At 39.7% G+C, this 23,189-nt stretch carries 23 protein-coding genes; 14 read left to right on the top strand and 9 right to left on the bottom strand.

From position 1 onward, the window contains the following. Window positions 1–44: 44 nt before the first annotated feature. The 3 genes from AOC35_RS10030 to def are packed head-to-tail and all read left to right on the top strand — an operon-like array spanning window position 45 to window position 2,018. A complete protein-coding gene (locus AOC35_RS10030; protein ID WP_159077549.1) occupies window positions 45–302 on the top strand; it encodes a helix-turn-helix domain-containing protein in 258 nt (85 codons plus the stop codon). Next, the gene (locus AOC35_RS10025) at window positions 289–1,488 is read left to right on the top strand and encodes a type II toxin-antitoxin system HipA family toxin (protein ID WP_159077548.1); all 1,200 of its coding nucleotides are present in this window, start codon (window positions 289–291) and stop codon (window positions 1,486–1,488) included. Before AOC35_RS10030 ends, AOC35_RS10025 begins: the two co-directional genes overlap by 14 nt. 5 nt (window positions 1,489–1,493) lie before the next feature. Beyond that, window positions 1,494–2,018 carry a peptide deformylase gene (gene def / locus AOC35_RS10020; RefSeq protein WP_108648798.1) on the top strand — a complete coding sequence of 175 codons (525 nt, stop codon included), beginning with the start codon at window positions 1,494–1,496 and terminating at the stop codon, window positions 2,016–2,018. On the opposite strand, the gene AOC35_RS10015 is transcribed toward def, so the two are convergent. Both AOC35_RS10015 and AOC35_RS10010 read right to left on the bottom strand, forming a co-directional pair. After that, window positions 1,987–2,748: a nucleotide-binding protein gene (locus AOC35_RS10015; RefSeq protein ID WP_108646951.1), complete on the bottom strand. Its 762-nt coding sequence runs from the start codon at window positions 2,746–2,748 to the stop codon at window positions 1,987–1,989. The two genes, def and AOC35_RS10015, sit on opposite strands and share 32 nt — an antisense overlap. A gap of 159 nt (window positions 2,749–2,907) precedes the next feature. Then, window positions 2,908–3,882 carry a tripartite tricarboxylate transporter substrate binding protein BugD gene (locus AOC35_RS10010; RefSeq protein ID WP_108646950.1) on the bottom strand — a complete coding sequence of 325 codons (975 nt, stop codon included), beginning with the start codon at window positions 3,880–3,882 and terminating at the stop codon, window positions 2,908–2,910. Between the two features lie 186 nt (window positions 3,883–4,068). On the opposite strand from AOC35_RS10010, the gene AOC35_RS10005 reads away from it, so the two are divergent. From AOC35_RS10005 to AOC35_RS09965, 9 genes are all read left to right on the top strand, one after another. Then, on the top strand, window positions 4,069–4,932 hold the full coding sequence (locus AOC35_RS10005; RefSeq protein WP_108646949.1) for an HTD2 family dehydratase: 864 nt from the start codon (window positions 4,069–4,071) through the stop codon (window positions 4,930–4,932). Between the two features lie 19 nt (window positions 4,933–4,951). Further along, a complete protein-coding gene (locus tag AOC35_RS10000; RefSeq protein WP_170107047.1) occupies window positions 4,952–6,115 on the top strand; it encodes an acyl-CoA dehydrogenase family protein in 1,164 nt (387 codons plus the stop codon). A gap of 2 nt (window positions 6,116–6,117) precedes the next feature. Then, complete coding sequence (locus AOC35_RS09995) at window positions 6,118–7,296, top strand: CaiB/BaiF CoA transferase family protein (RefSeq protein ID WP_108646947.1); 1,179 nt, start codon at window positions 6,118–6,120, stop codon at window positions 7,294–7,296. Window positions 7,297–7,372: 76 nt separating this feature from the next. Then, a complete protein-coding gene (locus tag AOC35_RS09990; RefSeq protein ID WP_108646946.1) occupies window positions 7,373–7,621 on the top strand; it encodes a prevent-host-death family protein in 249 nt (82 codons plus the stop codon). Next, a complete protein-coding gene (locus AOC35_RS09985) occupies window positions 7,622–7,996 on the top strand; it encodes a type II toxin-antitoxin system death-on-curing family toxin (protein WP_211307504.1) in 375 nt (124 codons plus the stop codon). An 85-nt stretch (window positions 7,997–8,081) separates the two neighbouring features. Continuing rightward, entirely contained in the window at window positions 8,082–9,458 is a 1,377-nt protein-coding gene (locus AOC35_RS09980) for an MmgE/PrpD family protein (RefSeq protein WP_108646945.1), read from the top strand. After that, window positions 9,455–10,297, top strand: a complete 843-nt coding sequence (locus AOC35_RS09975) for an HpcH/HpaI aldolase/citrate lyase family protein (RefSeq protein WP_108646944.1) — start codon at window positions 9,455–9,457, stop codon at window positions 10,295–10,297. The genes AOC35_RS09980 and AOC35_RS09975 overlap by 4 nt, the downstream gene beginning before the upstream one ends. A 138-nt stretch (window positions 10,298–10,435) precedes the next feature. Further along, window positions 10,436–11,653: an alpha/beta hydrolase family protein gene (locus tag AOC35_RS09970; RefSeq protein ID WP_108646943.1), complete on the top strand. Its 1,218-nt coding sequence runs from the start codon at window positions 10,436–10,438 to the stop codon at window positions 11,651–11,653. Between the two features lie 10 nt (window positions 11,654–11,663). Further along, complete coding sequence (locus tag AOC35_RS09965; RefSeq protein ID WP_108646942.1) at window positions 11,664–12,719, top strand: amidohydrolase family protein; 1,056 nt, start codon at window positions 11,664–11,666, stop codon at window positions 12,717–12,719. A 123-nt stretch (window positions 12,720–12,842) separates the two neighbouring features. On the opposite strand, the gene AOC35_RS09960 is transcribed toward AOC35_RS09965, so the two are convergent. Together AOC35_RS09960 and AOC35_RS09955 are read right to left on the bottom strand one after the other, a co-directional pair. After that, window positions 12,843–14,222, bottom strand: a complete 1,380-nt coding sequence (locus AOC35_RS09960; protein WP_108646941.1) for a mechanosensitive ion channel domain-containing protein — start codon at window positions 14,220–14,222, stop codon at window positions 12,843–12,845. A gap of 18 nt (window positions 14,223–14,240) precedes the next feature. Then, the gene (locus tag AOC35_RS09955; RefSeq protein ID WP_108646940.1) at window positions 14,241–16,025 is read right to left on the bottom strand and encodes a cache domain-containing protein; all 1,785 of its coding nucleotides are present in this window, start codon (window positions 16,023–16,025) and stop codon (window positions 14,241–14,243) included. A 201-nt stretch (window positions 16,026–16,226) separates the two neighbouring features. On the opposite strand from AOC35_RS09955, the gene AOC35_RS09950 reads away from it, so the two are divergent. Both AOC35_RS09950 and AOC35_RS09945 read left to right on the top strand, forming a co-directional pair. Beyond that, the gene (locus AOC35_RS09950) at window positions 16,227–17,300 is read left to right on the top strand and encodes an ABC transporter substrate-binding protein (RefSeq protein WP_108646939.1); all 1,074 of its coding nucleotides are present in this window, start codon (window positions 16,227–16,229) and stop codon (window positions 17,298–17,300) included. A 154-nt stretch (window positions 17,301–17,454) separates the two neighbouring features. After that, window positions 17,455–18,339, top strand: coding sequence for an NAD(P)-dependent oxidoreductase (locus AOC35_RS09945; RefSeq protein ID WP_211307503.1), 885 nt, complete (start codon window positions 17,455–17,457; stop codon window positions 18,337–18,339). An 84-nt stretch (window positions 18,340–18,423) separates the two neighbouring features. Here the strand turns inward: AOC35_RS09945 and AOC35_RS09940 are convergent, their stop codons facing one another. The 5 genes from AOC35_RS09940 to AOC35_RS09920 all read right to left on the bottom strand — a co-directional run bounded on the left by AOC35_RS09940 (window position 18,424) and on the right by AOC35_RS09920 (window position 23,142). Continuing rightward, window positions 18,424–18,900, bottom strand: coding sequence for a cupin domain-containing protein (locus AOC35_RS09940; RefSeq protein WP_108646938.1), 477 nt, complete (start codon window positions 18,898–18,900; stop codon window positions 18,424–18,426). A gap of 90 nt (window positions 18,901–18,990) precedes the next feature. Then, complete coding sequence (gene mnmH, locus AOC35_RS09935) at window positions 18,991–20,043, bottom strand: tRNA 2-selenouridine(34) synthase MnmH (RefSeq protein WP_108646937.1); 1,053 nt, start codon at window positions 20,041–20,043, stop codon at window positions 18,991–18,993. A gap of 103 nt (window positions 20,044–20,146) precedes the next feature. Next, window positions 20,147–21,355 (bottom strand): MFS transporter, encoded by a 1,209-nt coding sequence (locus tag AOC35_RS09930; protein ID WP_108646936.1) that lies wholly within the window; start codon window positions 21,353–21,355, stop codon window positions 20,147–20,149. 105 nt (window positions 21,356–21,460) lie between these two features. Beyond that, the gene (ccmI, locus tag AOC35_RS09925; RefSeq protein WP_108646935.1) at window positions 21,461–22,663 is read right to left on the bottom strand and encodes a c-type cytochrome biogenesis protein CcmI; all 1,203 of its coding nucleotides are present in this window, start codon (window positions 22,661–22,663) and stop codon (window positions 21,461–21,463) included. Next, window positions 22,660–23,142 carry a cytochrome c-type biogenesis protein gene (locus AOC35_RS09920; RefSeq protein ID WP_245898475.1) on the bottom strand — a complete coding sequence of 161 codons (483 nt, stop codon included), beginning with the start codon at window positions 23,140–23,142 and terminating at the stop codon, window positions 22,660–22,662. The genes ccmI and AOC35_RS09920 overlap by 4 nt, the downstream gene beginning before the upstream one ends. Window positions 23,143–23,189 lie beyond the last annotated feature (47 nt).

Raw genomic sequence — 23,189 nt, 5'->3', positions numbered from 1 at the left:
TTTAAAGATAACAAATTATGACTAAATCTGCTAATATGTTATTTATGAATAACATAATTTTAGATCTAAAAACCTTTGGGCAGATGTTTCGCAAAGAGCGGAAAGCGGTTGGTCTTACCCAAGCTCAAGTTGCCATCAATGCAGGATTAAGGCGTGAAACAATCATCAAGTTAGAATCGGGCGCTCAAGTGGATGCGAATACTTTAATCCAAGCAGTTGCTGCTCTGGGTAAGACACTGGCAATTAATGATAGGCGAGTTGATTATGATAATTTGAATGAAGCCTTCAATGAAGATCACTAAAATAAAAAAACTCCATGTTGGCACACCACAAGGCCACGCTGGGTCGCTGAATAAAGAGTCTCGCTTTGTATTTAATTATGAAACGACCAACCGAGATGCGGAAGTTTCTTTAGTGATGCCGATTAGAGCAAGAAGTTATGACAACGGGGGCTTATTTTCTGTTTTTCAGATGAATCGGCCAGAAGGTTATTTGTTGGAAACTATTAAGCAACGTTTTGCTAAGTTTGGTGTTCTAGATGATATGGCATTACTAAAGATTACTGGAGCAAATCAAATTGGTAGGCTGACATATGTTGACCCTAATGAGCCTATATCTCGGGCAAAGGCGCAGGTAAGTAAAGAAGAACTTATTCAATCTCAGACCTCAGAAGAGTTGTTTAATTTCTTGGCTGATTTATATTTTGATTCAGGCGTTTCAGGTTTTCAACCCAAAGTGATGATTCCGGAGTCAATTGGGAATGTTAGTGAAAAATCATCTTTAATAACATCATCCTTGATTGTTAAAGCAGCTGGAGAAGATTATCCATTTTTGGCACAAAATGAATTCATGTGTATGGAAGTGGCTAGAAGAGCAGGTATGAGAGTCCCTCCATTTTGGTTATCTAAAGATGGCGGTCTTTTCATCATGGAACGATTTGATATCGAAGAAAATGGCCAAAGATTAGGATTGGAAGATATGGCAGTTTTAACTGGGAATTCTCCAGAAGAAAAGTACCAAAGCAGTTATGAGATTATTGCAAAAGTAATCGATGCATTCTGTGGAAAAAACTCTGTTGAGAGCAAAGCTCGCTTTTTTGATTACATTGCTTTGTCTGTTTTATTACGTAATGGTGATGCACATTTGAAGAATTTCTCATTAATTTATGACACTCCAAACGGGGATGTAAAACTATCCCCACTTTATGATGTGGTTTCAACCATGATTTATAAAATAGATCATCCTAAGACAGGTTCAACTAAGGTAGATCATACAATGGCTTTAAATATGTTTAAGACTAAAAGCTATCCTACGACTAAATCATTAATTGAATTTGGTAAGAGTGTTTGTATGGTAAAAAATGCTGAAAAAGTGATTGAAAAAATTCAAACATTTAAAGAAGAAACCTTGATTGATTGTCGTTCAAGAATCGATCCATGGCTCTTTGATAATCTAAAAGCGGTTTGGTCTGGAAAGGAACCAATATAATTATGATTATTCGTTCAATTTTGAAGATGGGTGATCCCCGCCTTTTAAAAAAAGCGACAACTGTAGACGTTACCAAAATTTCAACACCAGAGATTCAATTGATTATTCAGGATCTTTTAGAAACAATGGCCGCAGCTAATGGAGCTGGTTTGGCTGCTCCACAAATCGGGATTGATTTACAAATAGTGGTGTTTGGCTTTGAGAAAAGTTCCCGTTATCCGAATGCTGAACCGGTCCCACAAACCATCTTAATTAATCCAATAATTACACCACTTAGCACTGAACTCGAAGAGGGTTGGGAGGGATGTTTATCCGTTCCTGGACTTCGAGGTGTAGTTCCTCGGTATCAAAAAATACGATACCAAGGACTAGATGAAAAGGGACAAATTATTGATCGCCAAGTTTCTGGCTTTCATGCCAGAGTGGTACAGCATGAGTGTGACCATTTATTTGGTTACTTGTTTCCAATGCGAGTAAAAGACTTTACCCGCTTTGGTTTTACTGAGGTGCTATTTCCTGATCTTGGTTAGTATCCAACTCAGTTTCCGTAGTTTTAGGTTTTTCAGTATGAATAGGTAAGCCCCCTAATACTTCATAGCAAGCCTTAAGCCAGATTTTGACGCGTTGACGATCAATTAAACTCAATGCACCTGTAGCATTTTGATGATTCAATGCGCGCCAAAAACTCATGTTCGACTCATCAATTTTACGCATAGTAGACTCATATAATTTTGGTATTTCAACTAATAGAGCACCAAGAGTGATGGCATTTTTTAATGAATCTGACTGATGCAAAATATTAAAATTAACACCGCGGCCTTTATTCTGAACCAAAATATAATTGGGACCTATGCCGTATGAATTAGTTAATTTAGCAAGTAATTCAACTGAGTCTTTACCGTCATCCATGACGTGCCAAAAATTAACAACAACACCCATACTCTGGAGTAAATCCAACAAATTAGCCTCTTTAATCCATAATGCTAGCGGTGCTGAGGTTTGGGCTGCCAAGTCAACAATTAAATTAGCATTTGGATTGCTTTCTAAAGTGTCGATAATTTGATCTAGGCCTTCAAAGCTATCTACCAAAACATTCGAAGCGAAACCCTCATAAAAACGCTTAAAAGATTGATGTGATCGGTCAGTATCAAAACCCTGAAAGTCCATTTCATGATCGATATAGTACTGCGCTAATAAACGAGCAGTAACGGATTTACCAACTCCACCTTTTTCACCACCAATAAAATTAATTGTTGCCATGATTTATTCCTTTTTGTAACATCCATTGAAATACTATTATCCGTAAGACTTGATTACATTAAAAAGAATAAATTCTAAAACTTTATAAAAGCACTACTATGGGGCAAAAAAAAGGACTGAAAACATTCAGTCCTTCTTGCCTAACTAATTAAACTAAGGTTAATCAGCGTAAATACCTGCTTTACGGATAACAGGACCCCATTTTTGAATTTCAGCTTCGAGGTGAGTTTGTAAACCCTGTGGGGAAACTTTATCCATACTTGGAATTTCCACACTTAAATCAACCATTCTTTGTTTAACAGCTGGATCTTGAAGAGCAGAACGAAGAGCCGCATTGATTTTTTCTACAATTGCTGGAGGAGTTCCTTTTGGCGCATAGATACCATGCCAAACTTTCACTTCAAATCCTTTGAGACCCTGTTCATCCATGGTTGGTACATTTGGGAGTGCACTTAAACGCTTCATGGTAGTGACGCCAAAAATTTTCACGCGACCCTCTTTAATCAAAGGTACTGTTTGAGTCGTTTGGTCGCAAAGTAAATCAACCTGACCACCCATTAAATCATTCAAGGCTGGACCAGTGCCTTTGTAAGGAATAGTATTGAGTTCAACACCAATCGCTGACTGAAATAACATACCGCACAAATGAGACACTGCACCTAGACCAGCATTTGCCAGCGAAATCTTATCTTTGTGTGCTTTGACGTATGCAATCATTTCTTGTAAATTGTTCGCAGGGAAATCTTTACGACCTAACATAGTCATTGGCACATCAATCACTTGGCCAATGTATTCAAAGTCTTTTAACGGATCAAAAGGGAGTTTTCTGTAAAGCGCAGGTGCTGTTGCCATACCCATGTGATGGATAAAAATCGTGTATCCATCGGGATTTGCTCTCGCAACACGTTGCGTCGCGACAGTACCACCAGCACCAACTGTGTTTTCAACAATCACCGTTTGACCTAATGATTTGCCCATCGGAATTGAAATCATACGAGCTGCCACATCGGTAGGACCACCAGCTGCAAAAGGAACCACTAGAGTAATTGGTCTAGTTGGGTATTGTTGAGCCTGGGTGATTGAACTTAACCCAATCAATGCTGTCAAGCTGATTAATTTAATAAATGATTTCATAATTACTCCAATGGGGATTTTTACAATGATGAAAAACGTGATAAATATTAACACTTTTAGGCCTACTTATCATCAAATTAACATTAATCTTTAATTAAGTTGTAACAATTATGACTTTTAAACAAGGAGTTAATCAAAAGGTTAAAATGACTTCTTGTTTGACTAGCAGATAAACATCATAAAATCATGACAATACTGGATATAGAGCACTTAAAAAAATGGATCGGTAGTAAAGAGTCTTTTACCGATCAAATGACCTTAGCCCCTGTAAAAGCACTTATTGCTACCTTAGACCGCAAAGATAGGGACCCAGTTTTAGGTGATCGACTACCAGAGTTGTGGCATTGGCTCTACTTTTTGCCCATGGCTAAGCAATCTGAAATCGGCCCAGATGGTCACCCACAGCGTGGCGGATTTTTACCGCCAGTCCCTCTGCCGCGAAGAATGTGGGCGGGTGGTCGTTATACCTGGCATCAGGAAATTCAACTGGGCCAAGAAATTACCCGTCACTCAGAAGTAAAGTCCGTTACCCATAAATCAGGGCGTACGGGAGATTTGGTCTTTGTTGAGGTTCATCATGAATTACATGGCTCTCAAGGTTTAGCCTTGACTGAGGAACACGATATTGTTTATCGCCCTTTAGCAAATCCAACAGATGTTCCCCCAAAACCTAGTTTAGCGCCAAGTGATGCAGACTGGGAAGTCCGAATTGATCCTTCTCCAGTGCTGTTATTTAGATATTCTGCAATCACATTTAATGGTCACCGAATTCATTACGACCGTAAATATGTGACGGAAGTTGAGGGATATCCAGGCCTTATTGTCCATGGCCCATTAATTTCAACTATGCTAGTTGATCAATTCCGTTTGCAATTCCCTGATAAAAAACTACTTACTTTTGAATTCAAAGCCCTGCGTCCGACCTTTGATATTAATCACTTCTTTGTTTGTGGCAAGGTCGATGCGGCAAGTTCAACAGCTGATTTATGGGCCAAAGACCATGAGGGTTGGCTCACGATGCAAGGTCGTGCAACTTTTACTAATATTTAATTGACTGAATAATATGACAATGATGATTCCAGCAGCAGATCAGTATCAAGAGTTACGTGAAGCTTTAAGAGATTTATGCGGTAGTTTTGATTCACAATACTGGCAAAAAGTAGATGAAGCTCGCGGCTATCCAGAAGCCTTCGTCGATGCTTTAACCAAAGCAGGTTGGTTATCTGCACTCATTCCAACAGAGTACGGCGGATCTGGTCTCGGGCTATGTGAGGCCTCCGTGATTATGGAAGAGATTAATTTGGCAGGCGGTAATGCTGGCTCTTGTCATGGCCAAATGTATAACATGGGCACACTTTTGCGCCATGGTTCAGAAGTGCAAAAGCAGTTGTATTTACCTAAAATTGCCACAGGGGAATTACGTTTGCAATCCATGGCGGTGACTGAACCAAGTACTGGCACGGACACTACAAAACTGAAAACCACTGCAGTCAAAAAGGGTGATAAGTATGTTGTGAATGGCCAAAAGGTATGGATTTCTAGAATTCAGCATTCTGATTTAATGATTCTTTTAGCTAGAACCACTCCCCTAGCAGAAGTGAAGAAAAAATCAGAAGGGATGTCTATTTTTATCGTTAATATTGCCGAGGCTCTCGCCAGTGGTATGAGTATTTCACCAATCTTAAACATGGTGAACCATGAAACGAATGAAGTGTTTTTTGACAATTTAGAAATCCCTGCCGAAAACCTCATTGGTGTCGAAGGGATGGGCTTTAAATATATTCTGGATGGTTTGAATGCAGAAAGAGCTTTGATTGCTGCTGAGTGTATAGGTGATGCCTACTGGTTTGTGAATCGTGCGCGCAACTATGCCAATGAGCGAGTGGTCTTTGATCGTCCGATTGGTAAAAATCAAGGGGTTCAATTCCCAATAGCGGATAGTTATATTGAAACTGAAGCTGCTAATTTAATGCGGTTCAGAGCTTGTGAGTTATTTGATAACAACTTACCGTGCGGCGCAGAAGCCAACATGGCCAAATATCTCGCAGCTAAAGCGTCCTGGGAAGCAGCTAACGTTTGTCTTCAAACACATGGTGGATTTGGTTTTGCTTGCGAATATGACATTGAGCGCAAATTTCGTGAAACAAGACTCTATCAAGTTGCCCCGATTTCTACCAACTTGATTTATTCTTACGTCGCAGAACACATCCTCGGCTTACCAAGATCCTTTTAACCATGAAACCTTTATCAGGTATTACGGTGGTTTCGATGGAGCACGCCATCGCAGCGCCATTTTGTTCCCGACAATTAGCAGATTTAGGAGCGCGCGTGATTAAGGTAGAGCGCCCTGAAGTTGGGGACTTTGCCAGAAATTATGACCAGCGTGTTGCAGGTATGTCCTCTCACTTTGTTTGGACGAATCGTTCTAAAGAGAGTTTGACTTTAGACATTAAACAGCCCCTAGCCTTGCAGGCAATAATGACCTTGCTGAAAACTGCGGATGTATTTATTCAAAACCTAGCGCCAGGTGCTGCTAGTCGGTTAGGCCTAGGCTATGAGAACTTAAAAACAATCAATCCACGTTTGATTGTTTGTGATATTTCAGGTTACGGTAATGACGGTCCATTCCGGGATAAGAAGGCTTATGATTTATTAATCCAAAGTGAAGCGGGTTTTTTATCCGTAACAGGAACTCAAGAAACTCCTTCGAAGGCTGGTAATTCGATTGCTGATATTTCTGCTGGTATGTATGCTTATACGAACATTCTGTCAGCATTGCTATTACGTAATCAAACTCAAGAAGGCTCACATATTGATGTTTCAATGCTAGAGTCCTTAAGCGAATGGATGGGTTTCCCACTGTATTATGCCTATCAAGATGCTTCACCACCCCCTAGAAACGGGGCGTCGCACGCCACGATTTATCCTTATGGACCATTCCCAGTTGGTAAAAACGATACGGTCATGTTGGGTTTACAAAATGAACGCGAGTGGCAAGTTTTTTGTGAAAAGGTATTGTTCCAACAGGAGCTTGCACAGGATCCTAGATTCTCAAACAATTCGCAGCGTAATGAAAATAGAAATGCTTTGAAAGCAATCATTGATCAAAGCTTTTCAGCTTTAACAATTGCCCAAGTAGAAGAACGTTTAGATGTTGCTCAAATTGCCAATGCCAGAATGAATGATATGGCTGGACTGTGGAATCACGAGCAGTTAAAGGCGCGTAATCGTTGGCAAGCAGTAGGCTCTCCGGTTGGAGATATTCCTGCTTTATTACCCCCAGGAAAGAATAGTGCTTTTGAATACCGGATGGATCCAATTCCGGCAATTGGTGAACATACTGAGCAAATCTTGACAGAATTGGGGTTTAGTTCAGAGCAAATCAAAGAGATGCGAGACTCAAAAGCTATTTAATTTTTTAGTTTTACCCTATTTTAAGTGTGTATTTAAATGCATGTTAATATATATATTAAAATAGTGAGGAGTAAGTATGGAAAAGTTGCTGACACGCAATATTGCTTCTTTAACAGAATTTAGGGAGCCTGGAAAGGTTTTGGCTAAATCAGGAAATGAACCAACAGCAATTCTTAATCGGAATGAAGTTGTTGCATATCTTGTGCCTGTTGGAGCTGTAGCTGACATTTCAACATCTCCTTTAGGTAAAGAAAAGTTGCGTAACTACATAAAAAATGGATTACCTAAGATTAACCATGTGATTGAGTATCTTAAGGATAAATAATTGCATTTTAATTTATTAGATGAGTCTGATGTAATCGAAATCCACGACAGTGTCATTGGGCCTAATGAACTGCAAGGTTTAGCTGGAGATAAATCCCTATCAGGTGTTTTATCTCGATTACAAAATCGCATTGATTATGGATTAATGAACGATGTTTTTCAATATGCTGCGTGTGCAGGAATATTTATAGCTAAAGCACATTGTTTTAACGATGCAAATAAAAGAACTGCTGCAGCGATAGTGCATTTGATCTTACTTACTCACAACTATTCGCCTAAGTTTGATGATTATGAATTAGGTAAGTGGATTGTTCTAATAATTAAGGATAATTTAGATGAAGAAAAATTTACCGAATTTTTGCGACAGTCTTGTTAGGTTCAACTGTTTCTTGGTAAGTCTTCGACCCAGATTTAGGTGCCAGCAAAAGCCTTGATTTAATTTTTATTTCGAACTAAATATTATGACAATACAGACAGATTTTCCATCACAAGTTTTAGCGCAATATGCCGCCAATCTCCAGTTTTCAGATATCCCAACCAGAGTCATTCGTAAAACGGAAGACTTACTTGTAGATTGGGTGGGATCAGCACTAGCTGGTAAGGGGGCTCGTGCAGTTGAAAGTGTCGCGAAATTCACTGCTCAAATGACTCCAGTGCAGAATCAAGCTTATCCCGGCGGCGCTGAAATATTAATTCATCGCACTTTCTCCTCCCCAATGTTTGCGGCGATGGTAAACGCGGCAGCTTCGCATGTGGTCGAGCAGGATGATGTGCATAATGCCTCTGTTTTTCATCCAGCTACGGTAGTTTTCTCGCCCGCGCTGGCAGTTGCTCAAGCCATCGGTGCAAGTGGCCAAGAGTTTTTAACAGCCTGTGTTGCTGGTTATGAAGTAGGGATTCGAGTTGGTGAATTTTTAGGCAGGTCACACTATAAGATTTTTCACACCACAGGAACTGCCGGAAGTTTAGCTGCGGCAGCAGCCGTTGGTCGTTTGTTGCATTTAACCCCTGAACAAATGTTACATGCCTTTGGCTCAGCAGGAACGCAGGCTGCTGGCTTATGGGAGTTTTTGCGTGACGCGGCTGATTCGAAACAGTTGCACACCTCCCACGCTGCAAGTACTGGATTGATGTCAGCTTATTTAGCAAAAGACGGTTTTACTGGGGCTAAACATATTTTAGAAGGCCCACAAGGTATGGCCGCGGGGATGTCAACTGATGCAGATGTAACAAAGCTTACTGCAGGTTTAGGAACTCGCTTTGCTACTGAGGAAACCTCATTTAAGTACCACGCTTCTTGCCGACATACGCATCCTGCTGCAGACGCCTTATTAAAAGTAATGCAAGATAACCAATTAAAAATTGATCAAATTGCTAGAGTAATTACGCATGTGCATCAGGGCGCGATTGATGTGCTGGGTCCGGTAATAGATCCAAAAACCGTTCATCAATCTAAATTTTCGATGGGAACCGTATTGGCTTTAGCAGCACGATTTGGCTATGCAGGTTTGAATGAGTTTGAGTCCTCTTTTTCTAGTGAAGACATTCAAGCATTCTGTCAGAAAGTGGAGATGGTTTTAGACCCAGAAGTTGATCAGGCTTATCCGCGTAAGTGGATTGGTAAGGTCACAGTGATGACGCAGGATGGCAAGACTTATTCAGGTCGAGTCGATGATCCAAAGGGTGATCCGGATAACACACTATCTAGATCAGAAATTGAAGAGAAAGCCATTCGTCTTGCCTTATTTAGTAAAGCGGCAACTGAAGTGGAAATGCGTACATTAATTGTTCAACTATGGCAAATTGAAACGCTGACAAAGATTGGAAAATTGATATGAGTCAAGATAAAGCAAATTCAACTAGTGGTCTAGCAAAAGCATTTTTATTTGTTCCAGCCAATCGGCCTGAGCGCTTTATCAAAGCGCTTGAGACAGGTGCTCATATTATTGTTGATTTAGAAGATGCCGTGGGCCTCATTGATAAACCAGCAGCAAGGCAATCTATTATTCAACATTTAGTTCCCCTTTTTGAAAAATTTGGTGATCGAATTCTGCTTCGGATGAATAGCCTCAGTACCGATCAAGCTGCCTTAGACCTAGACTTAATTAAGACCTTACCTTTAAAGGCTTTAATTCATCCAAAAACAGAGTCAAGCGATCAGCTTGATTTAATTAGTACTTACTTGTCCTCAGACAGTTACATTATCCCAATGATTGAGTCTGCTAAAGGAATCGATCAACTTCGTTCTATTGCAGCTCATTCCAAAACAATTCGACTAACTTTGGGGAATATTGATTTACAAGCAGACCTAGGTTTACGTTGTGACAGCAGTGAGTCCGAATTGCAAGGACTGCGGTTCCAAATGACGGTACTAAGTCGCTTGTTCGATCTTGCTCCGCCGATTGACGGTGTGACGGTTGATTTGCAAAATGAGGCGCAGCTTCTGGCAGATTTAAAACGTGCACGTGGTATTGGGTTTCTTGGAAAGCTATGTTTGCATCCTAAACAGATTCCGACAACACTGCAATTTTTTCAGCCAAGTCAGGATGAAGTATTAAGAGCACGAAGTATTGTTGAAGCTTTTGAAAAAGCCCAGGGTGGTGCGGTTCAGCTCGATGGCAAAATGATTGATCGCCCCGTTTTTTTACTAGCTCAAAGATTGCTAAACTCTATTTGAAAAGAGTGTTTCTCCAAAAAGTCTCTCAATTTGGACGATTCTTATTAGGATTTACTCTGATTTTTTAATTAAATCAGCGTAAATCAAGGTATATTTATACAAGAAGTTTTTTATAAAAATATCCTAATAGAGACAATAATGAGCAAATTTCTCATCAAGTATTTGATGATTGCCCTAGTCGGTTTTTCAGTTCAGGCATCAGCCCAAGTGAAAGATCGCAATATCGAGGAAATCAAACAAGAGGCCTTACATCGTGCTGAAAATGGTGGCGCATATCCCCTTTTGAATATGGAAGTGCCAGATGTCAAGGAAGCCCTCGGACTTATTAAAACCAGAAATCCCGATGAGTGGGGAGCAGCTTGGAGTCAAGTCGCTGATAAATATATGCAACAGGCTAAGGCTGCAACCAATAAAGAGCAAGCAGGGGCTTTGTATAAAAAGGCTTGGCGTTTATATTTCTTTGGTCAATGGCCAGCACCAACTTCACCAGGTAAAGAAGTCGCTTATCAAAAGGCGCTAGACGCTTATTTGAAATATGCCCAAAGTTTCGACATTCCACTGGAAGTGGTTAAAATTCCTTTTGAAGGTAAGCAAATCGTTGGTTACATGCGACTGCCAAAAGGTGCCAGTGCTAATCAAAAAGTCCCCTTGATTTTTGCAGTTAGCGGCCTAGATAGTCGTAAAGAGACAGTGGCGGATAGCTATAGCCAAATCTTGCAACATGGGGTTGGTATTTTTGTCGTAGACGGTCCAGGCACTGGTCAAGCACCTTTAAAAGTAAGCCCAACAGCCGAAAGAATGTTCTCTGTCGCCCTAGATTATTTACAGACCCGTCCCGAGATTGACCAGAAACGGATTATTTTCTCAGGGGTGAGCTTTGGGGCCTACTGGGCAACGAAAATGGGCATTCTCGAAAAAGATCGTTTATTAGCCTCAGTGGCTCAATCTCCACCAGTTCACTCAACGTTTGATTCAAAGTTTGTTGAAAAGAAACTGAGTACGCCAGAGTATTTATTTGATTACTTACCCGCCAGCATTAATGTTTATGAGGGTGTTACTAATTTAGAGCAATTATTAGCCTATGTGCCAAAAATGTCTTTAAAAGATCAAAACCTATTGCAGCGTCCAACAACACAGATGTTAATTTTAGCGGGAGCAAATGATACTCAAGTCCCTTTAGATGATGTCAAGAGGTTAATGGAGGCGGGTGATGTACCGAAAGATTTTTGGATTAATCCAAAAGGGGGTCATTTGGGACGCGAAGTAAAAGGATGGACCGATGCAAATATTTTTTCTAAAGTGATTATTCCTTGGGAATTACGCATATTAGAACAATCTGGCTGGAAAAAACCTTAAAGGATAAAAAATGAAAAACTTATACTGTTCTTGCGGCGTTTCCCGCAGAAATTTTTTAAGTAGCTTAGCCGGCTTAGGTGCGGCAACCGTTTTACCAACTACGGCAAATGCGCAAGCTAATTCCGCGGTGATTGGTAATCGCGACAAGATTGATACGCATCATCACTTTTTTGCGCCTACCTTGGTCGCTGAAATGGTGTCCAAAAAGTTGGCACAAAAGCCTGCACTTGATTGGTCTGTGAAAAATACCATCGATGATATGGACGCTGCCGGTACCAAAACTTCGATTCTTTCTGCAACTACACCGCAAGTCAGCTTTTTAGATCCAGCGATGGCGAAAAAAATTGCTCGTGAAAATAATGAATACGCTGCAAAAGTGGCTGGTGATCATAAAGGTCGCTTTGGCTCCTTTGCAATGTTGCCAATGCAAAATATGGATGACGCCTTGCGTGAAATTGAATATTCAATGGACGTCTTAAAAGCAGATGGTATTGGCTTATTAACGAGCTATGGCGATAAATGGTTAGGTCATCCTTCTTTTGCGCCAGTGATGGAAGAGCTCAATCGTCGTAAAGCAATTTTATATACCCATCCTACTTCAGCGAATTGCTGTAATAACTTATTACCGGATACCCCACCAACCGTGGTTGAATATGGTACGGATACAACGAGAACAATTGTCAATATCGTATTCTCTGGTACTGCTGCTAAGTGTCAAGATATTAAGTTTATCTTCTCACACGCTGGTGGTACTTTACCGTTCCTCACAGAGCGTTTACAAAAAATGCCAGTGATTGATAAAAAATTGGCAGAGCGGGTACCGAACGGTGTAATGCATGAATTACAACGTTTTTATTACGATACAGCATGGGCTTCCAATGGTTATGCCTTACCATCATTGCTCGCTTTAGTAACGAAGGATAAAGTGTTATTTGGATCTGATTATCCGTACCGGACCAGTGAAGATAATATCAAGGGTCTCTTGGCTTATGGATTTAATCAACAAGACATGAATTTGATTACACGCGGTAACGCAGCTAAATTGATGCCACGTTGGAACGTTTAATTAGCATTTCGAAAGTGAGAATCCCCAAGCATTAGGAAAGAGTTGAATTCTCAATGATGGTTGGTGCTTTGATAGAAAACCGGTGAAAGCCGGTTTTTTTTATTGATCTTTTAAAGTCGTCTTTTACATCAATGGCGTACTCTGCCCATAGTTAGCATAGATTTGTCCAGAATAGAAATTTTCTAATGGTTCTAATTCTTCTGGTTTTATCGTATCTTCATAGCGGTTTCGGTTTAAAGCCTTCCATTGGATGAGGGCTAGATTTTTAGCAAAGGCTTCTTTGAGTTCTGGCATTTTAGCGAAGATACTTTGGAGTGCTTCTTGAGTAATTTCATAGATCAATACATCAGATTGTGAAACAGCATTTATTTTTTGTGGCATACCGGCAAAAAGTGCATCAGTGCCAAAGAATTCCGTTGTAATGTAATTCTGATTAATCAGTTGATCTTCTGAGTCAATCATGGTGCATTTCACTATACCCTCTGCAATGATAAAGAGGGAATTTCTTACTTCGGAAAAATGTACGATGGTTGCAAGGGGAGCGTATCTTCTTTCCAATAAATACTTAGTGACAGTTAAACATTGTTCATTACTGAATTGATTAAATAATTTGACCTGTTGTACAAGGTATAAAAGGTCGGAAGATCGGTTCGAGACTGTGATATCTGATTTACGCATACAGTCTAAGATACTACGAATGACAGCATGTTCAGAATTTAAACCATCTCGATTATCTGCAATGGTAAATTGGACTTCATAGAGTATTCCATTGGATAGTAACTTTCTTGCAAATACACTTGGGGTACCCACAAATTTTGGGCCCTTTGAACTCAATACTGCTGCATACAAGATACGCTCTACACTTTCAACCGAAATATCGTAATCGATAACGACTTCAACGGACCGTAGTGAATTTGAGTTAGGTAAATCGAAATTAGTAATATTGGTGGAAAAAATAGAGACATTGGGGATAAAGATGGTTGCCCCAGTGGATGTTGTGAGAACCGTATTTCTCCAGGTAATTTGTGAAACAGTTCCCTCCATACCGTCGATACTTACCTCATCGCCTACTTTAAAACTTTTCTCAACATTTAGAACAAGACCGGTAACCAAGGCCACAGCATAATCTTTCAGAGCAAAACCTAATAAAGCTAATGAACCAGCAAGTGTCGCTAATAGTGTTGAGATACTTTGGTCAAATACGAGAGACAAGATGATACATATGCCGACTGACAAGACAAACCCGGTTACTACATTGCCAATTAAAAACGGAATTTTCGTTTGCGTAACTCGCTCTAAGTAGCCATGGACGAACTCATTTTGCACGATGACTGCAATGAGTAAAAAGATGAAAAAAGTATAAGTAGCAGCAATCACTTGCCAAATTGTCTCATCAGGAATTCCTGTCACAAAGGCGATAGGACCTATAAACCCTTCATATAACTTACTCAGAATAAAGAGGGTAATGATGACGAGGATTAAGTTACGATAGATTTTCTTCATTGAGTAGGCTCTTATTTTTTAGGCTACTGTTGGTAACTGAATGAGGAAACCAAAGGGCTTTTCTTCATAAATAGATAATGAGCCACCAAAATATTCAACGATATTTCGGGTTAGAATAATTCCAACTAAGCTCGCATCTCTTGCATCGATCTTACCGGCTCCTTGATTGAGACGAATCATAAACTGCTTGGCTTCATCTAAAAGAGCTAGATTAGGGATTTCACTGTATTCAAAAGCAGACCCTTGAATTCGAATATTCAGCCAATGTTCGTCATCGATTTCAGAGGATATCTGAACATCTCCTTGAACAGTCAGAGAAGCTGCATATTCAACCAGATTCATAATAGCTAGGCTCAATAGCGAGGCATCAACTTGAGCATCAGGTACATGTGCTGCAGAATGAACATGGACTTTAAATTGTGGGAAGCGATGATAAAAGGCAATGTCTTTTGCCAAAGCAGAAAGTACCTCAGCAATGGATGTTTTGACTACTTTTGCATTGACCAGTTCTTCTCTGAAAAGTTCAATCCGTTGAAAATCACCAACTAATTTTGAAAGTCCATTCGTTTGGGAAAGCGCTGCATCGAGCACACGCAGATCGTTGGATGATGATTGTGACTGGATCAAAGATGCTTTAGCATTGGCTATTTGACCAGATATCGAGATGAGGGGTTGATGAATTGCCATCATTAAGTTACCAAAAAAACGGCGTTTCGTATTCTCAAGGTCTTTTACTTTTTCAAGTGCAAGTTGTCCCATCTCTAGTTGGGATTTCATTTGATTGCGTTCAATGCCAATTGATCCAAAAAGAGCAGATTTAAAGATTTCAAATTTAAAATAAACAAAATTAAAAGCCAAAATCAAGACAATAAATGCTATGCCTGCATGAATCAAGGCGTCCAGTAGTGCATCCTGAAAGGAGTCTGTGAGATCATCAATTAAGGCAATCGTAACAGTTGGAGTACCTGTAAAATCTAAAACTTTAACAGTACGTAGATAAATTTTTCTATCTCCTGACTTTAATATTGCATACCCTTTAGATCTTGGATCAAAATCTGCATTGAGAATTAAATCATGGGCTATAGGGTCAGAAAAATCATAATAAACTTCATCCTCTTTTAAGACATCATTTTTTTCATCTTGCGGTTTTTGGGCTCGAGTAGCAACCGATTGGGACATACTCAATGCCCATTTGAGATTAGTGGCTTTCGCCGCTGCACCAAGAGGTATGTTGAAATTAGAAACCATTTCAATGGTCCCGACATATTTATCTTCATGAAATATGGGAACCAAAGCGCGAATCCCTAACAGACCTCCTATACCATTTTCTACCGCCATTAAACGTTGCTGGTTTTGAACCGCTTGCACTAGGGATGGCCGAATTTGGGTGAGGTCAATCAAGCCAAGTTCAGGATTGAGCGCACGATAAAAAAGCAGGCCTGGAGGAATATAAAAGTTGATTTGTTCAATGCTATGTTTTTTTTCAATATACTCGGCAACAGGATCAATGATTTCAGCAAGACCTTTTCGATCTCGCTCGAAAAAACGATTATTAAGTTTTTTACTGACAAGTAGCATGTCAGTCCCAATTCCCATAGATCTAAATCGTGCTTTTTTCAACTCATCAAAAAGAGTCTCAAATTGTTTGCCACGGCTATCCGTTAACTGGATTAAATGATTCGTGGATTTCTTGTATTGAGAAATACCTACAAAACCTGAAATTAATAATGCAACTAAAATCAATCCGGCTAATATCCAGATATTAAATTTAATGTCTTGAATAGGCTTGATTTTTTTCTTCATTGATATCCTAAATAGATTAGATAATGATTTTTATATTAATTCCTCTGATTATATAAAACATTTATTCGGTTTTTGGAGTTTATATTTACTCTAATTAATTAATTTCCCTATAATTGAATTAATTTAGATGTTAATGATGAACATCTAGTCCATACATTGTGATAGGCCTGCATTTAAATCATTGAAAGAAAATTGCTCACCATGAAATCCCAGCGTTATTTACTGCAGATCATCTCATTTGGTATCATATCAGCCTTGTTGGGCTTAAGTCCTTTCGCAGAGGCAAAACCCAAAAAAAACTTAACGGTAATTAAGGTCAGTTATATTCCTGCACTTTATTGGTCTTTGCCTTTTTTTATTGCTACAGATCGTGATTGGTGGTCAGAGTTAGGTTTAAAACCTGAATTGAAAACCTATCCTGGAGGGGTGCCTTTAATCAATGGAGCATCTTCTAAAGCCTGGGATGTCGGTGGAGCTGGCTCTCTCGTTTCGGTTGTAGGTTATTCAAAATTCGGCGTTAAAACTATTGGAATTACCAATGACGAATCTCAAGCCAATACGATTGTGGCAAGTAAAAGTTCTGCTGTCGCTTTCAAAAGTAACCCAGGCTTTATCAAAGGTAAGACTATTTTGTTGACAAATCTATCTACCGGTGAGTTTACGGTCTCCTCTTGTTTGAAACATTACGGTTTATCAATATCTGATGTGAATATTAAACTTGGCACTCAGGGTGAAATCATGAACAGCATCGCTTCAGGTACTGCTGAATTCGGTGGTTTATGGGCACCGAATATCTATACTCTCGAAGAAAGATCCAATACCCAGGTGATTTGTTCTGCCAAAGATAGTGGTGTGACAGTTTTGGGTGCTTTAATCGTTCGCGATGAGTATGCGAAACAGAATCCCGAAAACGTTGCTAAATTTCTTGCAATTTATTTGCGCGCTTGGAATTGGATGCATGCCCATCCATCTGAAGCATTAGAATTAATGAGTCAATTCTATGATGTAGGTGGTGTAACTGTTAGCGATAAATTTTTGGTCCGAGAATTTGATACTCGTCCTACCTTTAATTTAGAAAAACAAATATCGCTGATGGACCGTAGTAAAAGTGGTACTTCTCAAATGGACTTTTGGTTTCAAGAGTATAGTGATTTCTTAAAAAATAAAAAAGCATTAGAAGTTGCCCCATCTCCTTCTGATTTCATTACAGATCAGTATATGAAAATGATTAAAGCGGATAAAAAATTGGTGGATTTTGTGAATAACACTAAATAAGTGTTAGTAAATGCTGATTGTCAAAGCATCCGCCTAGAATTTAATGTCATCTAATATAGTTAGTATGCGTATATTGTTAAAGCATACTCTTCGTATTAGATTTAATTTTAGTTAAACTAACAACCAAATATTAAAAACTCACTTAGGAAAATGAATGACAAATTTAAAAGAAATTAAATCGGTTGGTTTTATTGGCGTGGGTATTATGGGTCAAAGTATGGCCGGTCATATTCTTGCGAGTGGTTATGCGGTGAATGTGTATAACCGTACTAAAGCAAAAACGGATGCGATTGTTGCCAAGGGTGCAAAGTGGTTTGATACGCCAGGTGCTGTTGCCGCGAACTCTGATTTGGTCATCACGATGGTGGGTTTCCCATCTGATGTTGAAGAAGTTTATATGGGGGAGGCGGGGATTCTAAACAACGCCCAGCCTGGAACTATTCTCATTGATATGACAACTTCAAGCCCATCGCTTGCTAGAGCGATTAGTGAAGCTGCAACGGCTAAAGGATTAGCTGCTATTGATGCACCAGTTTCTGGTGGGGATATTGGTGCTAGGGATGCCAAATTAACGATTATGGTTGGTGGTGATAAGACTACTTTTGAGCATGCTTTACCAGTTCTCAAGTTAATGGGTGCAAGCATCGTTTTACAGGGCGGTCCTGGTATGGGTCAACATACCAAGATGTGTAATCAGATTGTGATTGCCTCAACGATTATGGGCGTGTCTGAAGGCATTGCTTATGCGAAAAAAGTCGGCTTAGATCCAAGTAGTGTGATGCAATCCATTGGGGGTGGCGCTGCCTCAGGCTTTCAGCTCAACGTCCTTGGACCAAAGATGATTGCCGGTGATTATGCTCCTGGCTTTTATATTGAACACTTCATTAAAGATTTAACCATTGCTTTGAGTGAAGCACAGGCTATGCAACTAGAGTTGCCTGGTTTGATTCAAGCTAAAAAGTTATATGATCAAATTGCAGCTGAAGGTCATAGTAAAGATGGTACACAAGGACTGATTCAGTTGTACTTGGCACAGTAAATCTTCACGCCAAGCTGTTCAAGTAGAAGTAATAAAAAAGCCATTTCATAAAAATGGCTTTTTTACATTTCAAACATTAAATATTTATTTCGTGTCTCTAGGATCTTTCTCTAATGGTGTGCTGCCTGTTGGTCCAATGCCGTAGAAAAGCAGGATTGCACCTTCAGCATTCGTTTTACCAAAGTGAGCAGTATTAGCTGGCTCAGTAAAGTAACTACCGACTGGATGTGCGTGTAACTTTGACTCATCAAACTTGGTGTCATAGCCAATGTAATGCAATCCAGAAATCACCATGCCATAGCGGTCTTCAGGATGTTTATGGGCATAGGCTTTATCAAATGGAGTCCATTTAACCAAGTAGAGATAAGGACCTGGTTTATTAGGATTGCCCATGAGGAAGGCTTGCTCACGACCTGAAGGAGTTTTTTCCCACTTAATCTTATCTGGTGGAACATTCATGACCCCAGGAGGTAATGGATGATCTGCTGCACTGGACAAAGTGCCACTGACAGAACCCAATGCAACTAAACTGCAAAAGGCTAATTTAATAAAAGTTTTCAATCTTGTCTCCTTTAATTATGGGTTATAAATTAAAGGATACTCCGGAAATCATTTAAAACAATCAGCGTTTTTACTTAGATACTTGAATAATTAAGAGAATCTTTTCTGAATTTCTGTAGCGATAAGGTGGATGGAAGCTGGACTGAGATCATCGACTTCAATTTTAGGTGCGTCCATATACTGGCTAAAGTTTTTTCCTTGAGAGCGCTCATAGAGTCTGTCATAGTGCCTCACAAGTAAATCTCTAATTAAATCTTGCCAAGCATGATTGTTAATCCAATGCGTCCAACGATCTAACACCTCATGCCCATGTAACTCCTTTAAAAAAGATAATTTCTGAATAAGTTGATTGGGGTTATTAATCAGGTAGTCATAGTCTCTAATGAGAAACTCTACTCGCGCATCGGTACTTGCTTCAATTCTGACACACTCACTTTGACGAAATCTTTCCAATAAGGTATCTGGTACTTGAATGTTGCCTATTTTTTTACTTTCGGCTTCAATAAATACAACCCGAGTCTTATCAAAGTTTTCTAATTGATCAAGGACATAACTCTCAAAGTATTTTTGACTTGGTTGATTTGAGTCCGGCATATTGCCCAGAACTGAACCTTTGTGGTTAGCAATTTGTTCCAAGTCTAAGACTTGTTCACCAAGTTCATGTAAGGTCTCCAAAATACGACTCTTACCACTCCCTGTAGAGCCTGTCACCACCCGATAATTAAAGTCATTGGGTAAGTCACATAATCTGGCTAGTACATGACTACGATAGGCTTTGTATCCACCTTCTAATACATGGGCTTGCCACCCAATTTCTCGAAGAATATATCCCATCGCATTACTGCGTTTGCCACCCCGCCAACAGTAAATCAGTGGACGCCAGTTTTTTGGACGCGTATAAAAATCCTCCTCGATATGGGCAGCGATTCTTCTTGCAATGAGGGTGGAGCCTACTTTTTTAGCCGCAAAGGGCGATTCTTGATGATGGATGGTCCCAACTACTACGCGCTCATCGTCACTTAATACGGGGCGGTTAATGGAACCAGGAATATGATCCAAGGCAAACTCTGCCGGGGTTCGTACATCGATGATTTCATCAAATGTATGAACCTGTGCCATATCTACGGTGGTTCTGGGCTTCATGGAAACAATCTTAAAATCTTAAAAGACTATTTTCTCATGAACGATCTTCTGAGATGAGAAAATAAGCCTATTGTCATCATAGTATTGCAAGACAGTTTGCAAATTAAGCGATTGCTGGAGTGTTTTTTCTTTGATGAAAATATAAATAAACAAGAGCTAGAGCCATTACAGTAGTGGGAATGAGTGAACCCATAGTAAGGATATTCCAACCACCGGAAATAATAATGGCACCTGAGCCAATAGAACTAAAAGCCATTGTGCCAAATACAAAGAAGTTGACAATGGCTTGTGCCTTATTTTTTTCTTCCGGACGGTAGGAAGTAATAGCCAGTGTTGTGGCAGCGGTAAAGACAAAATTCCAACCAAGACCAAGCAATGCTAGTGCAAAAAGAAAATGGTAGAAGCCGCTACCTAGTTGCAAAATACCAATGCTGACAAAAATCAAGAAAACACCGACCCTCATTATCATTTGCGAACTAAATTTCTTAATCAGGTTACCAGTAAAAAATCCAGGAGCAAACATACCAATCACATGCCACTCTAAAACAATGGCTGTATCAGAAAATGGAAATTTGCAAATTTCCATAGCAAGTGGTGTTCCTGCCATGAGTAAATTCATGACACCATAACTTAAAGCACTACAGATGAGCACGACCACAAATACTGGTTGAAAAATAATCTCTTTCACCGATCTTCCAGTATTGGTATTTTTATCGGTCTTAACCTCTTTGGGGAAATCAATGAAATGCATGATAAAAATCCCAAGAAGACCTGCTAGTGACAAAATCAGATAGGGTCCTAAAAAGGGAGTAGGAAAGAGATTTTTTGTCCAATTCGTCATATTAGGACCCACTACCGCACCAATCACTCCTCCTGCTAATACTAGTGAAACTGCGCGTTCACGAAAGCTTGAATGGGTGAGTTCAGGAGCAACAAAGCGATAAAGAAGTCCGTTTGCACTGTAATAGCCAGCGATTGCAGTACCTAAAACGAGTAACCAAAAATTCTGACTATAAGCCGCATATGCACAGAGGCCTGTAGAACCTGAGGCAACAGCAAGAGCAATCTGAAAAGAGGTCTTGCGACCAAAGTGATTTTGTACTTTTGCCACCAGTGAGGTAGCTAAAGCGGCACCTACGACATACGCCATCAAAGGCAATGTGGCCAACCAAGGAATCGGAGTTAGACTCATGCCGACTAGTCCATTAACTGCTATAAAGGTGACATTGTTGGTTAAATACAGGCCTTGACAAAGAATCAGCAAGAATAAGTTTTTATTAAAAAACTTGGGTACGTCTAAAGTATTTGTCATTGCTTAGTTCTTTGTTGAAGAGGATGCAGTAGATTATAAACCTCCCTTTAGGATCTGAACTCTAAAACTCTCTAATGGTTTAGAACGTTAGCATTACCTTTTATCCTATGGTTGAATATCCTGAATGATGAGTTGTATATTTTTTTCACCAATTTTTAGCTTAGGAATGAAACCAATGAGGTCCCCCTTCTCAGGTATAGCGTTACCTGATTTAGAAATTCTGGCAGTCAGACTGACCTCTTTAAATTGACTCAACTTAAATTGTGGGGACATTGACTGCGCATCGGAAAGGACGAAACTAGTCGGCAGTTGACCTGCAGTAGATTTTATAATCGCAAGAGGCAGTTTTGGACCCTCAATTGCTTTAGCGTAAATAAACACAATATCGGTAGGGCTGACTTGACCTTGGAGACCTGGGGTAATCATTACTTTTCCAGAAATGGTCAGTGCAGGGTTGGTGGCGACTACTTGATTTGGCTTTAAAAGATTTTTCGCTTCCGCGATACTTGCATTTAAGCCTTGAGCAAATGCAGCCTCACTGGGGCCTAGGTTCGGTATTGCCAACTCCCAATTTTTAATTGCGCTAGCATAATCGCCTTTTTCAAAAGCTGCTGTACCTTTGAGGGCGAGTGCTTTCGGATTCTTGGGATTGGCAGCAAGAGATTGATCGATTAAATCTAGGGCTTGTCCATTCATTGACTTATTTTCATAAGCAACTAAGTCTGCTAAATCAGCTAAGGTATCACTATTTTTAGGATCTAAAGAAAGAGCTTTATTAAAGGCATTTTTTGCATCTGTTAGACGATTCAGTGCACCATAAGTTCTCGCTAAAAAGACCCACCCTTGAGCATTGTTTGGGTCCGTTTTTAATCGATCCTCTAACTGTTTTGCCATCTGCAAAATTTGTTGTTCTTGGGGATCGGCTGGAGGGTTAATTGCATTTGGATTACCGGTAATAAAATACAAACCTACAACTGCTAAGGGAATAAAAATTGCCAGAAAAAGAGGTAATTTTTTCACAAAGTTATTTTCTATAGCGATATTTTGCTGAGCGTCAGATAGGACCTCGTCTAAGGCACGCTTTTCAAGCTCTTCCTGTTGTTTAGCAAAGTCTTCATCTGTTACATGCCCCATCTGATGCTCAACTTTTAGTTGAGATAAATTTTCTTGCAGGATAGAAAGACTTGTTTGTGATTGAGGTAATTCGTTAGAGCTTGAATTCTGCTTAGCGCTTCTAAAAAAAGGCAATATGAGTAGAGTGGTGCCAATACCAATAAGAACAACTGCAATGATTAAAAATAGAATCACTCGGCATCTTTCTTTAAATAATCTTTAGATTCGAGCATTGCTCGTGCTTGGGATAAATCTTGATCAGAAAAAACTGTCACTTTTTTTGTTTTAGATTGCTTTTTAATAAAACGCCAAAGCGTCCACATCCCGAGAAGCAAAAGTAAGAAGGGACCTAACCATAAAACAAGAGTAGATGATTTAACTGGGGGCTTGAACAAGATAAAGTCGCCATAACGATCCACCATATATTGCATGATCTCGTTTTTAGATTTCCCAGCTTCGAGTTGATCTTGAATTTGATTACGCAAATCGATTGCTAAGTCAGCGTGCGAACCAGCGATCGTTTCATTTTGACAGACTAAACAACGTAAATCTTTCGCAATATCCATCACCCTTGCTTCTAGAGCAGGATCTTTCGCAAGAGGTTGCGCTATATTTGATTGCGCATCAGCATTGACCGCTAATAGACCCAGACTGCTTAGAGTGAGAATAAACAAGACGCTCCGAAAAAAACCATGAGGCCAGTTTTGAATAGTCAATTTCT

This window comes from Polynucleobacter rarus (genome assembly GCF_003072505.1).
In the GTDB taxonomy this organism is placed as follows: Bacteria; Pseudomonadota; Gammaproteobacteria; order Burkholderiales; family Burkholderiaceae; genus Polynucleobacter; species Polynucleobacter rarus.
The sequence above is the reverse complement of the archived record's forward strand: the minus strand, read 5'-3'. Positions and strand labels throughout refer to the sequence as shown.